At 37.0% G+C, this 15,810-nt stretch carries 15 protein-coding genes and 1 other annotated feature; all 15 genes read right to left on the bottom strand.

The features are described from left to right. Nucleotides 1-30 precede the first annotated feature (30 nt). The 15 genes from BAQ46_RS25985 to ctsR all read right to left on the bottom strand — a co-directional run bounded on the left by BAQ46_RS25985 (nucleotide 31) and on the right by ctsR (nucleotide 15,538). The gene (locus tag BAQ46_RS25985; protein WP_000997883.1) at nucleotides 31-543 is read right to left on the bottom strand and encodes an NYN domain-containing protein; all 513 of its coding nucleotides are present in this window, start codon (nucleotides 541-543) and stop codon (nucleotides 31-33) included. Between the two features lie 3 nt (nucleotides 544-546). Further along, complete coding sequence (gene rlmB / locus BAQ46_RS25980) at nucleotides 547-1,290, bottom strand: 23S rRNA (guanosine(2251)-2'-O)-methyltransferase RlmB (RefSeq protein ID WP_000093759.1); 744 nt, start codon at nucleotides 1,288-1,290, stop codon at nucleotides 547-549. After that, entirely contained in the window at nucleotides 1,287-1,694 is a 408-nt protein-coding gene (locus BAQ46_RS25975) for a Mini-ribonuclease 3 (protein WP_000564261.1), read from the bottom strand. The genes rlmB and BAQ46_RS25975 overlap by 4 nt, the downstream gene beginning before the upstream one ends. Before the next feature lie 2 nt (nucleotides 1,695-1,696). Further along, nucleotides 1,697-3,094, bottom strand: a complete 1,398-nt coding sequence (gene cysS, locus BAQ46_RS25970; RefSeq protein ID WP_000152257.1) for a cysteine--tRNA ligase — start codon at nucleotides 3,092-3,094, stop codon at nucleotides 1,697-1,699. Continuing rightward, nucleotides 3,075-3,740 carry a serine O-acetyltransferase gene (cysE, locus tag BAQ46_RS25965; RefSeq protein ID WP_000476500.1) on the bottom strand — a complete coding sequence of 222 codons (666 nt, stop codon included), beginning with the start codon at nucleotides 3,738-3,740 and terminating at the stop codon, nucleotides 3,075-3,077. Before cysE ends, cysS begins: the two co-directional genes overlap by 20 nt. Before the next feature lie 138 nt (nucleotides 3,741-3,878). Continuing rightward, nucleotides 3,879-4,124 (bottom strand) — a binding site (T-box leader). A 47-nt stretch (nucleotides 4,125-4,171) separates the two neighbouring features. Further along, nucleotides 4,172-5,629 (bottom strand): glutamate--tRNA ligase, encoded by a 1,458-nt coding sequence (gene gltX / locus BAQ46_RS25960; RefSeq protein WP_000415154.1) that lies wholly within the window; start codon nucleotides 5,627-5,629, stop codon nucleotides 4,172-4,174. A gap of 89 nt (nucleotides 5,630-5,718) precedes the next feature. Further along, complete coding sequence (gene ispF, locus BAQ46_RS25955) at nucleotides 5,719-6,195, bottom strand: 2-C-methyl-D-erythritol 2,4-cyclodiphosphate synthase (RefSeq protein WP_000488386.1); 477 nt, start codon at nucleotides 6,193-6,195, stop codon at nucleotides 5,719-5,721. A 115-nt stretch (nucleotides 6,196-6,310) separates the two neighbouring features. Continuing rightward, complete coding sequence (ispD, locus tag BAQ46_RS25950) at nucleotides 6,311-6,991, bottom strand: 2-C-methyl-D-erythritol 4-phosphate cytidylyltransferase (RefSeq protein WP_000288304.1); 681 nt, start codon at nucleotides 6,989-6,991, stop codon at nucleotides 6,311-6,313. Between the two features lie 16 nt (nucleotides 6,992-7,007). After that, entirely contained in the window at nucleotides 7,008-8,117 is a 1,110-nt protein-coding gene (locus BAQ46_RS25945) for a PIN/TRAM domain-containing protein (protein ID WP_000919684.1), read from the bottom strand. A gap of 160 nt (nucleotides 8,118-8,277) precedes the next feature. Next, nucleotides 8,278-9,351: a DNA integrity scanning diadenylate cyclase DisA gene (gene disA, locus BAQ46_RS25940; RefSeq protein WP_000392171.1), complete on the bottom strand. Its 1,074-nt coding sequence runs from the start codon at nucleotides 9,349-9,351 to the stop codon at nucleotides 8,278-8,280. Between the two features lie 3 nt (nucleotides 9,352-9,354). Then, entirely contained in the window at nucleotides 9,355-10,731 is a 1,377-nt protein-coding gene (gene radA / locus BAQ46_RS25935; RefSeq protein WP_001085212.1) for a DNA repair protein RadA, read from the bottom strand. A gap of 96 nt (nucleotides 10,732-10,827) precedes the next feature. Beyond that, nucleotides 10,828-13,263: an ATP-dependent protease ATP-binding subunit ClpC gene (gene clpC, locus BAQ46_RS25930; protein ID WP_000971179.1), complete on the bottom strand. Its 2,436-nt coding sequence runs from the start codon at nucleotides 13,261-13,263 to the stop codon at nucleotides 10,828-10,830. Nucleotides 13,264-13,285: 22 nt separating this feature from the next. Beyond that, the gene (mcsB, locus tag BAQ46_RS25925) at nucleotides 13,286-14,350 is read right to left on the bottom strand and encodes a protein-arginine kinase McsB (protein ID WP_000050825.1); all 1,065 of its coding nucleotides are present in this window, start codon (nucleotides 14,348-14,350) and stop codon (nucleotides 13,286-13,288) included. A gap of 4 nt (nucleotides 14,351-14,354) precedes the next feature. Further along, complete coding sequence (gene mcsA, locus BAQ46_RS25920) at nucleotides 14,355-14,903, bottom strand: protein-arginine kinase activator protein McsA (RefSeq protein WP_000128382.1); 549 nt, start codon at nucleotides 14,901-14,903, stop codon at nucleotides 14,355-14,357. 173 nt (nucleotides 14,904-15,076) lie between these two features. Then, a complete protein-coding gene (gene ctsR, locus BAQ46_RS25915) occupies nucleotides 15,077-15,538 on the bottom strand; it encodes a transcriptional regulator CtsR (protein ID WP_001244563.1) in 462 nt (153 codons plus the stop codon). Between the last annotated feature and the right edge of the window lie 272 nt (nucleotides 15,539-15,810).

The raw sequence follows: 15,810 nt of genomic DNA, 5'->3' as shown, positions 1-15,810 counted from the left end.
TACAGTAAAAAGACAAAGAGCGTCAATGCTTCAACGCTCTCCTCTTCTTAATTTTTCTAACTTTTCTGTAATATCTTTACTAAATATCTTTCGCATAGCAGGTTGCTTTTCTTTTGTGTCTTGTGTACGCCTTCTTACTTGTTGCTCCATCGCTTGTACTTCCAACTCTAATTCCCGCGCAGATTTCCGGAGCGCACCTTGAGCAAATATAACCCATTGTTCCGTATAATCAGAAGTCGCAACATATATTTGCGTATTTATATTTCTAAGCTCAATTGCAAGTTGCTCTATCTTTTCATCTGCAGTTTGATTCTTCCTCGTGAATATAACTTCCACACGTGATTGTTTCATCTTTTTTTCAATACCGTGGACTGTATAAGCATCAAAAACGATCATTACCTTTGTACCTGTGTAACCTTGGTAATCCGCCATCTTATCAATCAGTGCATCTCTTGATGATTGCAAATCTACATCCCGTAGTTTTTTCAAGTCTCCCCAAGCTCCAATAATGTTGTAACCGTCAACGATTAAAATATCGTTCATTTTTTATTTACCAATTTCGTTACGTTTACGATATACCTCATACATTAACAAACTTGCGGCCACTGAAGCATTTAAGGATGTAACTTTACCAACCATCGGTAAAGTAATTAAGAAATCACATTTTTCACCAATAATACGACTCATACCTTTTCCTTCACTTCCAATTACTAATCCAATTGGCATTTTACCATCTAAATTACGGTAATCCGTTTTTCCTTTTGCATCTGTACCAGCAATCCAAAGTCCACGTTCTTTTAATTCATCGATTGTACGAGATAAATTCGTTACACGTGCAACAGGAATATATTCAATTGCCCCAGTAGATGCTTTCGCAACTGATGCAGTAAGTCCCACAGCTCTTCTTTTCGGAATTATAATTCCATGAGCTCCTGTCGCGTCCGCAGTACGCATAATAGAACCGAGGTTATGCGGGTCTTCAATTTCATCTAAAATTAAGAAGAATGGATCTTCATTACGCTTCTCTGCTACTTTGAATAGATCTTCTAGCTCAGCATATTGATATGCGGCCACTTGAGCAATTACACCTTGATGGTTCCCCTCAACTAATTGATCTAACTTCTTTTTTGGTGCATGTTGCAAAATAATTTTATTTTCTTTCGCTAGTGCTAGTACAATTTGTACTTGTCCTTTGGCAGCACCTTCTGCAATCCAAATTTTATTAATATCTCTCCCTGATCGTAACGCTTCAATTACAGGGTTACGTCCGATAATATATTCACTACTCATGATGATGTGCCCCCTTCCTTTTCTTCTAGAACAGCAATTGCCTTATATACAATTTCGTCTAATCTTTCACGATTATTTAATAAGTGATGATAGCCAATTAACGCTTCAAAGGCTGTACTATGTCGATATGTTTGTACATCTGTATTTTTCGGAACAGTACCTGAATTTGCATTACGTCCTCTTCTTAGTACTGCCTCTTCTTCCTCAGTTAAAAACGCTGTCTCTAATAAATGATAAACAACTTTCGCCTGTGCTTTTGCCGAAACAAAGCTTGTCCCTAATCGATGCAACTGATTAGGACGAACCTTCCCTTTTTGAAGTAGGTGATAGCGGATATATTGTTCATATACCGCATCACCCATATATGCTAACGCTAAGCTGTTTAATTGCTTTGCATCAATCATTCTTATCCTCTTTTCCATCTTGTACCTTGAGCGGTATCTTCTAAAATAATATTACGATCTTTTAAATCATCGCGAATTTGATCTGATAATGCAAAATCACGATTTTTACGAGCTTCAATACGTTTTTGAATAAGCGCTTCAATTTCTTCATCTAGTAACTCTTCTTGCGCTAATTCTAACCCTAGAATATCAAATAATGTTTCAAGTTGTTTTACGTATGCTTCAATTACCACTGTAGACGTATGTTCTTCCAGTAAATATTGATTTGCATGATTTGCTACATTATATAACTCAGTGATTGCATTGGCAGTATTGAAGTCATCATTCATCGCTTCTTCAAATGCAGTTTGGAATTTTTTCAGGTCAGCTAACCACTTCTCATCATGATCTGTTAAATCCGTACTACTTTCCATACGGTGTTTTAAATTACCGTAAGCTGTTTTAATTCTTTCCAGTCCGTTATTTGTGCTTCGTAATAACTCTTCACTGAAATTAATTGGGTGACGGTAGTGTACTGATAGCATAAAGAATCTAATTAACTGCGGATCATATTGCTTAATGATATCGTGAACTAAAATGAAGTTCCCAAGTGACTTAGACATTTTCTCATTATTAATATTAATATATCCATTGTGCATCCAATAACGTGCAAATGTTTTTCCTGTTAACGCCTCAGACTGCGCGATTTCATTCTCGTGATGAGGAAATGCCAAGTCTTGACCACCAGCGTGAATATCAATTGTATCCCCTAAGTATTTACGCGCCATTGCCGAGCACTCGATATGCCAGCCTGGGCGACCTTGACCCCAAGGGCTTTCCCAGAAGATTTCTCCTTCTTTCGCAGCTTTCCATAGTGCAAAATCAAGAGGGTCTTGTTTCTTTTCTCCTACTTCAATACGCGCACCGTGACGTAAGTCCGCAATCGGTTGATGTGATAACTTACCGTACCCTTCGAATTCCTTCGTTCTAAAGTACACATCCCCTTCTGATTCATATGCATATCCTTTATTCACAAGTTCTTGAATAAATTCAATAATGATATCCATATTTTCTGTTACACGCGGATGAACTGTTGCATGTTTGCAACCTAGTGCCGTTACATCTTCAAAGTACGCTTCCACGAAACGGTCCGCAATTGTCGGCACATCTTCGCCTAACTCATTTGCCGCTTTAATTAATTTATCATCTACGTCAGTAAAGTTAGATACATACTGCACATCGTATCCTTTATATTCTAAATAACGGCGCACTGTATCAAATACCATAGGTGGTCTTGCGTTCCCGATGTGAATATAGTTATAAACTGTAGGTCCGCATACATACATCTTTACCTTATTTTCTTCTAATGGAATAAACTCTTCCTTTTGACGTGTTAACGTATTATAAATGTGAATAGTCATTTTTATCCTTCCTTTCTACCTTTACTTCAAGTTGTTTTTTCAATTTATCAAGTTCTACTTCCATGACCTTTAATTTATCAAAAATTGGATCTGGAAGATCGGAATGATTCAATTCTTGACCAATCTTTACGCCATTTTGAATAACGACTCGGCCTGGTATACCTACAACTGTAGAATGTGCAGGGACTTCTTTTAATACGACAGAACCTGCTCCAATTTTAGAATTCTCTCCAACTGTAATAGAACCCAGTACTTTAGCACCTGTGGCAATTAATACATTATCCTGAATTGTAGGGTGCCTCTTTCCCTTTTCTTTACCCGTACCACCTAATGTAACTCCTTGATAGATCGTTACATTATCACCAATTTCGCACGTTTCTCCAATTACAACTCCCATTCCATGGTCAATGAAAAAACGACGACCAATTGTTGCTCCTGGATGAATCTCAATGCCAGTAAAGAAACGACTAACTTGTGAGATCCAACGTGCAATAAAGAAGAAATTCTTTTTATAAAAAGCATGTGCAATTCGATGGGCCCAAACTGCATGTAATCCAGAGTAAGTCAAAATGACTTCGAAATAACTTCTTGCCGCTGGATCCTGTTCAAAAACGACTTCAATATCTTCCCGAAGCCTCTTAAACATCGACGTTCCCTCCCCTTTATGGGCTGCTTTTTCGAGTGAACTAACTCCCTACTTATCCCCCTAAATCTTTATACACGTGGATAAAACTTATACTCATACCCAATTTTACGGTATAAAAAAAGGCGTCTCTGTCATATTGACAGAGACGCCTTATAAGCGCGGTTCCACTCTGTTTAGGCTAAAAAAAGCCTCAAACTCATCTCTGATAACGGTGTACACCGCTTCTGCTTACTTTACGTCCTAAGACGTTTCGCAAAACAATTTGCTGTTCAGCAGAAGACTCGAAGGGGCATTTCAAAAATCCGCTTATAAACCACTTCCAGCCTAAGGTGGTTCTCTCTGTAAAAAGCCTGATTTTCTACTTCTCCTTCTCGTCGCTTTTCCTTATTAGGTTTTAAGTATATTTATTATATTTCTAAACCTAGAAAATGTTAACCAATTACTTTTTGAAGACGATTTAAAACTTTTTCTTTTCCAAGAAGTGCAATAGCATTAGGAAGCTCTGGACCGTGTGTTTGACCAGTAGTTGCAACACGGATTGGCATAAATAAGTTTTTACCTTTATGACCTGTTTCCTTTTGAACTGCTTTAATAGCCGCCTTAATTGCTGCCGGTTCCATAGCTTCTAGTGCTTCTACTTGACCAGCAAATGCACGAAGTACTTCTGGTACTTGTTCACCTTTTAATACTTCTTGTCCTTCTTCTTCATAATCAACATGATCTTTGAAGAACATTTCAGAAAGCTCTACAATTTCAGCTCCAAAGCTCATTTGTTCATGATATAACGCAATTACATCACGAATCCAAGCTTGTTCTTGTTCACTTAAAGTTTCACCTATACGTCCAGCCTTCACTAAATGCGGTAAGCTTAATTCTACCACCGTATCTAAATCTTGCTTTTTCATATATTGGTTGTTCATCCATTTTAGTTTTTGAGAATCAAATAATGCAGGTGATTTTGATAAACGAGCTGCATCAAACATTTTGATAAACTCTTCTTGAGAGAAGATTTCTTCTTCTCCTACTGGCGACCAACCTAGTAGTGCAATAAAGTTAAAGATTGCTTCTGGAAGATATCCAAGCTCTTTATATTGCTCAATAAATTGAATAATAGATTCATCACGCTTACTTAATTTTTTACGGCTTTCATTTACAATTAAAGTCATATGACCGAATTGCGGAATATCCCAACCGAAAGCTTCATAAATCATCATTTGTTTTGGCGTGTTTGAAATATGGTCATCACCACGAAGTACGTGTGTAATTTCCATTAAGTGATCATCTACTGCTACTGCAAAGTTATAAGTTGGAATTCCATCTTTTTTCACGATAACGAAATCACCGAAATCATTTGAATGGAATGCAACTTCATCTTTTACAATATCTTTAAATGTGTAATCACGGTCAGCTGGTACGCGGAAACGAATACTTGGAATACGTCCCTCAGCTTCAAATTCTTTCACTTGCGCTTCAGTTAAATCACGGTGGTTACCTGCGTAACGAGGTGTTTCACCACGAGCAATTTGCCCTTCGCGTTCTGCTTCTAGCTCTTCTTCTGTCATATAACATTTGTAAGCTAAACCACGCTCTAATAAATCTTCATATAACTTTTTATAAATATCTAAACGCTCTGTTTGACGATATGGTCCAAATTCACCACCAACATCAACACCTTCATCCCAGTCCATACCGAGCCATTTCAAGTATTTTAATTGGCTTTCTTCTCCACCAGCAACATTACGTTTTACATCAGTATCTTCAATACGAATAATAAACTTACCATCTTGATGACGAGCAAATAAATAATTAAATAATGCCGTACGCGCATTTCCGATATGTAAGTGTCCTGTTGGACTTGGCGCATAGCGCACTCTCACTTGCTTTTCCATAATTGGTACACCTTCCATTCTTAATGTCAACACATTCTATAATTGTACACCAAAAAAATGTGATTATCCATCTTACGAATTAAAAACCATTATTTTTTCTGTAATAAAACAACTGCTTGAGAAGCAATTCCTTCTTCTCTACCTGTAAATCCTAATTTTTCTGTTGTTGTTGCCTTTACATTGATATTATCGATAGACGTTTCTAATAGCTCACTAATGCGTTTGCGCATACTTTCAATATGTGGTGCCATTTTTGGCTTTTGAGCAATAATTGTACAATCTAAATTCCCTAATTCATAACCTTGTTCACGCACAAACTCCCAAACCTTTTGCAATAATACAGCTGAATCAGCATCTTTAAAGGCAGGGTCTGTATCAGGAAAATGTTTCCCAATATCTCCTGCTGCAATTGCACCTAAACACGCATCCGCGATTGTATGTAACAATACATCTGCATCAGAGTGACCGATTAATCCTTTCTCATGTGGAATTGTAATTCCGCCAATAATTAACGGTCTACCTTCCGCGAATTCATGCACATCAAAACCTTGTCCAATTCGAAACATTTTTTACATCCTCCTCGAGCTAAACTACTGAGCTTTATGATTCTATATTATATCGCTATCCTTATAAAGAAAAGCCCGGCCTTTGCCGAGCTTCTCTTCGCTATAATCATTGCTATCATTTCTTTTGAACGTGAAGAAAACTTTCAGCAATTAGTAAATCCTCTGGGGTCGTCACTTTAATATTATAGTAACTCCCCTCTACTACACCTACTTGCTTCCCGATACGTTCTACGAGACTTGCATCATCTGTACCAAGGAAACAACTCTGCTTCGCACTTCTATGAGCTTCTAACAAAAGAGAAACAGAGAACCCTTGCGGTGTTTGAACAGCTTTAAGTTGAGATCTTTCTACCGTTTCGACAACAACACCCTGCTCTACTTTCTTAACAGTATCTTTCACTGGCACCGCACAAATGGAAGCTCCATATTTTTCTGCTGCAGTTAATACATCTTGGATCACTTTGTTCGTTACGAACGGGCGCGCACCGTCATGTACAAGAACATACTCAACATCACTCGTATGCTGAATCGCATTATATACACTATCTTGTCTTTCAGCTCCACCTTGAATAAATTGTACTGGCTTTGCAACCGGATACTTTTGCATTAACTCTTCAAAATACGGACGCTCTTCTTCGTTAATTGCCATAATAATATTTTTACATGCTTTATCCTGTTCGAAAGCACGTAACGTATGCACAATAATCGGTACTTCATTAATAAGTAAGAACAACTTATTTTTGCCAGCACCCATCCGCTTTCCTTGACCAGCTGCTGGAATAATTAATGTATACATATTAATAATCCTCTACTTATAATGCTTTTTCTAATAATTTACGTTTGGCAAAAATCATGCGCCCAGCCGACGTTTGTAACACACTCGTAACGAGTACATCGAGTTGTGAGCCTACATATTCTCTACCATCTTCTACTACAATCATCGTGCCGTCATCTAAATATGCTACACCTTGATTTTGTTCTTTTCCATCTTTTACAACATACACACTTAATTCTTCACCTGGGAGTACAACAGGTTTAATTGCATTAGCTAAATCATTAATGTTTAACACCGTTACCCCTTGTAATTCAGAGACTTTGTTTAAGTTGAAGTCATTCGTTACTACCGTTCCACCAGTGATTTTCGCCAACTTTACAAGTTTGCTATCCACTTCCTGAATATCATCGAAATCGCCTTCATAAATTTCTACCGGGATCGGCATCTCTTTTTGAATACGATTTAAAATATCTAATCCTCTGCGACCACGATTACGTTTTAAAGCATCAGAAGAATCGGCAATGTGCTGAAGTTCTTCTAACACGAATTGCGGAATGACAATTGTTCCTTCTAAAAACTTTGTTTGGCAAATATCAGCAATACGTCCATCGATAATTACACTTGTATCGAGAATTTTCCAATGCGCTAAAGATTCTTCTACCTCATTTTCTGGTTCTTCATTCTCACTATTATTATTTTTCTTCTTCCCACGTTGTGGTAATGTAAATAATCCTAGCAATTCATTCCTCTTTTTAAACCCTACTTGGAATCCTAAATATCCTAGTAAAAGAGTAAAGAACACTTGCAACACTGTACTAATAACTGGAATTGTAAATTCACGAATTGGTATTAAAATTAAATACGCAACAATAAGCCCAGAGATTAAACCTAATGTACCAAACAAAACATCTGCTACAGGCGCTTTTACAAGAGCCTCTTCAATATGCTTAATAAGTTGAACAATATAATCTACAAGCCAAAATGTTGTTAAAAATAAAATAATTGCACCAATAATTGCACGAACATACGATCCTTCCAATAAAGGAACGGCACCGATGTCTAATACATTAATAACTTTTGGGATTAAGTAAATCCCTAACGCTCCCCCGATTACTAAAAAGAAGAGCTGTACAATCCGTTTTAACATCCAACCACCTCCTACTCATTATTAACCATTGTTTCGCTAATCAAAACGCCGAATGCAAAAGCGGACGTGTTTTTTTATAAATAGTTTTATTTACCAATATATCATATCATATACCAAAAATGTTCTAGTGTCGTTATATTATGGAATCAATGTAATATTCTTAATTGTGTCTACTCATATAGAGATGCTCTTGAATTCTTTTTAGGCCTTCTCGTATTTTCTTCGCCCTGACTTCTCCAATTCCTTCCACATCATCTAATTCATTAATAGTTGCACGACAAACACCTTGCAAAGTTTTAAATCGATTAATTAAATTTTCAATGATAAGTGGTGGAACACGCGAAATTTTGCTTGTGATTCGGTATCCTCTCGGCGTCACACTTTCTTCTAAACTCGTTTGTCCTGGGTATCCAAGCAATTTAACTAAATCACTGTCCTCTAGAAGTTGTGTATTCGCAAGTTCTTGTAACTTTTTCAAAATTTGATGATGGTCTTGTGTTTTTTCTTGATAGTAATCTTTAATTAATAGCGCTGCCTCTGCTTCTAAGTCGGCTAATAGTTCCGTAAGTTGTAAACGAATTAACCTACCTTCTGTTCCCAATTCATGAATATAGCTCAATATTTCATTTTTAATACGTAGTACCATTTCAACACTATGTAAAACATGGACTACCTCGGACATTGTAACAACCTCTTCAAATTCTAGAATGCCCAAATTCGTAATCCCATCATTCCATACAGCCTTATATTTTTCTAACGTTTGGATAGCTTGATTCGCCTTTGTTAAAATAACGCCTATATCTTTTAGTGTATAACGTAAATTCCCTTGATATAGCGTAATTACGTTACGTCTTTGTGAAATAGCCACAACAAGGCTGCCTGTCTGCTTTGCTACACGCTCCGCCGTTCGGTGGCGCATACCTGTCTCAATAGAGTCAATAGATGACTCTGGAACTAACTGTGCGTTCGAAATCAAAATTTTACTTCCCGTTTCATTTAAAATAAGTGCCCCATCCATTTTTGCTAATTCATATAAACTAGCTGGAGAGAATGCACAATTAATATGAAAACCTCCATCAACAATACTTTTAATCTGCTCATTATATCCAAGAACAATTAATCCCCCTGTTTGTGCGCGAAGTACATTATCTATCCCTTCGCGCAGTGGTGTTCCCGGGGCCACAAGTTGTAAAATATTAATCATACTTTTGACACGTTGCTTGTTTTCTTCCATAGCCTAGCCTCCTAATGTCAAACGAAGTGCTTCTCCTAAATTAGATACACCAACTACCTCAATCCCATCTGGAATTGTCCATCCTCCCAAATTTTTTCTAGGAATAATAGCGCGTTGAAATCCTAATTTAGCTGCTTCTTGTACACGTTGTTCAATTCTTGATACTCTTCTTATTTCTCCAGTTAATCCTACTTCTCCTATTACTGCATCGGTTGGTGCCGTAGATTTATCTCTAAAACTTGAAGCTATACTTAAAGCGACAGCTAAATCAATTGCTGGTTCATCTAACTTCAAACCACCTGCTACTTTTAAATATGCATCCTGATTTTGCAATAATAAGCCTGTTCTTTTTTCTAGCACTGCCATAATAAGCGATACACGGTTATGATCAATTCCCGTTGCCATTCTTCGAGGGTTTCCAAAACTAGTAGGGGAAATTAATGCTTGTATTTCTACTAAAACTGGTCTTGTTCCTTCCATTGAGGCAACCACTGTTGATCCTGCAACCCCAACTGGTCTTTCCTCAAGAAAAATTTCAGAAGGGTTTAATACTTCTGCAAGGCCAAGCTCTTTCATTTCAAAAATACCCATTTCATTCGTAGAACCAAAACGATTCTTTACTGCTCGCAAAATGCGGTATGTATGATGACGGTCTCCTTCAAAGTAAAGAACTGCATCGACCATATGTTCTAACATACGAGGTCCTGCAATCGCTCCCTCTTTTGTCACATGTCCAACGATAAAAATAGGGATTCCTTTCGTTTTTGCAAGTTTCATTAATTCCGCTGTACATTCACGAACTTGTGCCACACTTCCCGGTGCTGATGTTACTTCAGGTAGATGTATTGTTTGAATAGAATCAATAACAACAAAGGCTGGGTTCACCTCTTCAATATGTGTTGCAATTCGCTGTAAGTCCGTCTCTGATACAACAAATAGATTACTACCATTTACATGTAAACGATCCGCACGCAGTTTAATCTGTTTTGCTGATTCTTCACCCGATATATATAGGACATCATATGAAGAATCCGCTAATTGTGATGATATTTGTAATAGTAACGTTGATTTTCCAATCCCGGGGTCTCCACCAATCAGTACTAAGGATCCATCTACAATCCCGCCACCAAGTACACGGTTAAATTCTTGAAATTTTGTTTCAATACGCGCCTCAGACTTTGTTTCCACTTCTGTTAGACGTCTTGGTTTTGTTACTTCTGTTTGAATTGCATTCGCATAATTAAGGCGCCTTGATGATACAACCGGTTCCATCTCTTCAACAAGCGTATTCCATTGACCACATCCAGGGCATTTCCCCATATATTTTGGTGACTGATACCCACACTCTTGACATGTGAATTTTGTTTTCTTTTTAGCCATATCGTTTTATATCTCACTTCACTTTCATCTATAAACAATTTATCCTTATCGTACAAGAAAGAGGGCTATCTCGTAGCCCTCTTAGTTTGTCTATACTTATTTTACCTTTTCAGCACTATGAATGACAAATGATTCTCCTTCAACATCAAAGATAACTTTTTGTCCTTTCTCAATAGCACCTTTTAAAAGTTCTTCCGATAGTCTATCTTCTACATGTTTCTGAATTGCTCTACGAAGCGGACGAGCACCGTACTCTCGGTCAAACCCTTTATCAGCAATAGCCGAAATCGCTCCTTCTGTTAAATGCAATTCAATTTCTTGCTCTTTTAAGCGATTTACTAACTGATTTACCATAAGTGTTACAATCTCTTGAATATGTTTTTTCTCAAGCATATGGAACACGATAATTTCATCAATACGGTTTAAGAATTCTGGACGGAATGCCTTTTTCAGTTCATCCATTACTTTACCTTTCATATCTGAATAATCGCGGCTCTCATCTTGTACGTTAAATCCAAGATGTTTATTACGTTTTAACGCTTCTGCACCAACGTTAGATGTCATAATAACAATTGTATTACGGAAATCAACTGTACGCCCTTTAGAATCTGTTAAGCGACCATCTTCTAATACTTGTAGTAAAATGTTAAACACATCAGGATGAGCTTTCTCTACTTCATCTAATAAGACAACTGAATATGGCTTACGGCGAACCTTTTCTGTTAATTGTCCACCTTCTTCATATCCAACATATCCTGGAGGAGATCCAACTAAACGAGAAGTAGAATGCTTCTCCATGTACTCAGACATATCGATGCGAATCATTGCATCCTCATCACCGAACATAGATTCTGCCAACGCTCTTGCTAGCTCCGTTTTACCTACACCTGTTGGTCCTAAGAAAATAAATGAACCAATCGGACGTTTCGGATCTTTCAAACCTGCTCTAGCACGACGAACAGCTTTCGCCACAGCTACTACCGCTTCATCTTGACCAATAACACGATCGTGAAGAATCGATTCTAAGTTTAATAATTTATCAGTCTCTGTTTGTGCAAGCTTAGAAACCGGGATACGAGTCCACGTAGAAACAACATTTGCAATATCTTCTACTGTCACTTCTGAGTTTTCTTTTCCTTGTTGCTCTTTCCATTGACGCTTCGTATCTTCTAACTTCTCACGTAAACGTTGTTCCATATCACGTAAGGAAGCAGCTTTTTCAAACTCTTGACTTTGTACAGCTGCATCTTTTTCTTTTCTAATTTCCTCAAGCTTCACTTCAAGCTCTTTTAGATTTGGTGGTGTTGTATAAGAGCGTAAGCGAACCTTTGAAGCAGCTTCATCAATTAAATCAATTGCTTTATCTGGTAAGAAACGATCTGTAATATAACGATCTGAAAGCTTTACAGCTGCATCAATTGCATCATCTGTAATAGATACGCGGTGATGTGCCTCATAACGATCACGTAAACCTTTCAAAATTTGAGTTGATTCATCTAAACTTGGCTCATCAACGTGAATTGGTTGGAAACGTCTCTCTAAAGCTGCATCTTTTTCAATATATTTGCGATATTCATCTAACGTTGTCGCTCCAATACATTGTAATTCCCCACGAGCTAAAGATGGTTTTAAAATGTTCGATGCGTCAATAGCACCTTCTGCTCCACCTGCACCAATTAATGTATGAAGTTCATCAATAAATAGAATGATATTTCCTGCTTGGCGGATTTCATCCATTACTTTCTTCAAACGGTCTTCAAATTCACCACGGTATTTCGTTCCGGCTACCACTGTACCCATATCTAGTGTCATAACACGCTTATCTCTTAAAGTTTCAGGAACTTCATTATTTACGATTTGTTGTGCTAATCCTTCTGCAATTGCCGTTTTACCTACACCAGGCTCCCCAATTAATACAGGATTGTTTTTCGTTCTACGGCTTAAAACTTCAATTACACGTTGAATTTCTTTACCACGTCCAATAACAGGGTCTAAACGATTTTCACGTGCAACAACTGTTAAATCACGTGCTAAGCTATCAAGTGTTGGTGTATTTGCATTTGTTGAAGAACCACCTTGATGACCTGAACTTGCTTCATTACTTCCAAGAAGTTGCAATACTTGTTGTCTTGCCTTATTTAAGCTAACACCTAAGTTATTTAAAACACGTGCTGCTACCCCTTCACCCTCGCGGATTAAACCAAGTAAAATATGTTCTGTTCCAACGTAAGAATGACCTAATTTACGAGCTTCATCCATAGACAGCTCAATAACCTTTTTAGCACGCGGTGTATAATGTACGGTTTGAGAAGCTTCTGTTCCGCGTCCAATTAACGCTTCTACTTCTTTTTGAACTTTCTCCGGGCTTAATCCAAGAGCAATCAACGCTTTTGCTGCAATTCCTTCACCTTCGCGTACAAGCCCAAGTAAAATATGTTCTGTTCCAATATTGTTATGCCCAATACGAATCGCTTCCTCTTGAGATAAAGCTAATACTTTCTGTGCTCTTTCTGTAAATCTTCCAAACATCATAGAAATCGCCTCCTACTTGCGCTTAGTTTTTTTCAATACGTAATCGCTCACGGATTAAGGTTGCTCTTCGATAATCTCTTTCTTCTGGCCCTAAAGGTCCTCCCGCATATTGTTGTAAAATGCCTGGTTGTGTAAGAACCATTAGCTCAGTCAAAATATTTCTCGATATACCTTTTATATATCCTAAATCAATACCAAGTCGTAAATCTGATAAGCAATTGGCTGCTTCCGCAGATTGAATTAAACGACTGTTGGCTAGTATGCCATAAGAGCGATAAACTTTATCTTCAAGCTCAATACTTGAATTTTGTACAATTAATTCTCTAGCCATCTTTTCTTGCTGTATGATTTGTTGAATGACACTCTTTAAATCTGCAATAATATCTTCTTCAGATTTTCCTAGCGTCATTTGGTTTGACACTTGAAATATATTACCTAACGCTTCGCTACCTTCACCGTATATTCCTCTTACTACTAACCCTAATTTTTGAATTACTTGTATAATACGGCTAATTCTTTTCGTTAAAACGAGCCCTGGTAAATGGATCATTACGGAAGCCCTAAGTCCTGTACCAACGTTAGTAGGGCAGCTCGTAATATATCCAAGTGATTCATCAAAAGCATATTCAACCTCTTTCTCAATCCAATTATCTATTTGATTAGCACTTTGAAGTGCCTCTGATAACTGCAATCCTGAAAATAAGCACTGAATCCGAATATGGTCTTCTTCATTCAGCATAACACTAATATGTTCGTTTTCTGACAATAGACACGCTCCATATTCTGTTCCTGCAAGGTTGGGACTAATTAAATGCTTTTCAACTAATACTCTCCTTTGAAGAGGCGTTAATTCATTCATTTTTAATAGTTCAAACTCTCCAAAAGGTTCTACTGTTTTATTTATAAATTCCTTTTTAAATAATTCTTGAATCTGTTTAGCTTCTTCTTCGTTTTGCATAGTAGAGAATTGATATTTTTTAAAATTACGAGCCAAACGAATTCGACTACTTAAAACAATATCAGAATCAGGGCCATCTCCCTTCATCCATGGACTAATCGCTTCATTCATAATTTTGTCCAGTGACATAGAACTATTCCCCCTCTCTATGCTCACTAAGCTGAGTTTCAAGATTTCTAATTTTATCCCTTACTCCAGCAGCTTTCTCAAATTCCTCTTTCTGTACGTATTGTTTCAGAATGAGTTTTAGTTCATCTAATTCTTTCTTTAAGTGAATATTTCCTTCTATACGCTTCGGAATTTTTCCACAATGATCTGTATGCCCGCCGTGAAGACGTTTTAATAACGGCTTTAAATGTTCCTTAAATGTATCGTAACAAGAAGCACATCCAAAGCGTCCTACCTTTGTAAGTTGCTCATATGTCATTTTACAATTTGGACATCTTAATATATTTGTGTTCGAAAATCCGCTTTTTTCTTCTTCAAACATTGTTGATTCACCGTGTAATAACCCAGCAAATAAATCATGGAATGAAAAGTTAGACTGCGATGATTGAAAGAAAGACGTATAGCCACTTTGTTCTGCACATTGCTCACAAAGATGAACTTCCGCCTTCTTTTCGTTAATTACTTTTGTATAATGTAAAGTTGCTGGTCTTATATTACAGTTTTGACAAGTCATCACTATCCCCACCTTTACAACAGGAACGATCTATCTCATAGTACTTTTCATACATTACTAGACTGTTCACTTTCCTTTATTCGTTTACATAAAAGTGCGTGTTCTTTTTTCAAAACTTCTACAATATTTAACTGCCTTATCTTTTAGTTATTATTCTTTTACAAAAGCTGTATTTATTTATATTTCAGTGTTCTTAACATTGCGCATAATATTCGAGCCCTAAGTTCATCTCGAGAAGGAACATCCATTGATAATACAGAACGATCTAGTACGCTTAACATAAGTTTAGCTTCACGATTCGTTATGATTCCCTCTTCTATTAAACGTATAATCATACTCTCTGCATTTCCTTGCGCAACGCTATGATCAATCATATGAAGCATTTGATCAATAATGTCTATATCGTCATGCAGTTTGACTTTTATAATGCGAATGTAACCTCCTCCACCACGTTTACTTTCTACTACAAATCCTCTTTCTAACGTAAAACGGGTATTGATCACATAATTGATTTGAGATGGTACGCACTCGAATCGATCCGCAATCTCATTTCTCTTGATTTCAATCACATTATTATTACTTAAGTCAATAACTTGCTTTAGATATTGCTCAATGATATCAGATATATTTCTCATTTATCCGCCACCTTTATTGACTTTGACTATCTTTGACTTTAATTATATACGTATTAATAAAATTTGCAACTCTTTTGCTTATTTACTATCCTAGCCACATTCCCCTGTATTTAATCAAAATAATAATGATTTAAATACATTTTTTATTACTATGGATTATAAAAGAAAACACGAAAAAACACGAGTCATTTGACTCGTGCTTAGTTGCTTGGCGACGTCCTACTCTCACAGGGACAAGGTCCCAACTACCATCGGCGCTAGAGAGCTTAACT

It is taken from the genome of Bacillus paranthracis (genome assembly GCF_001883995.1).
GTDB lineage: Bacteria > Bacillota > Bacilli > Bacillales > Bacillaceae_G > Bacillus_A > Bacillus_A paranthracis.
This window is presented reverse-complemented; position numbering and strand designations above follow the sequence as displayed.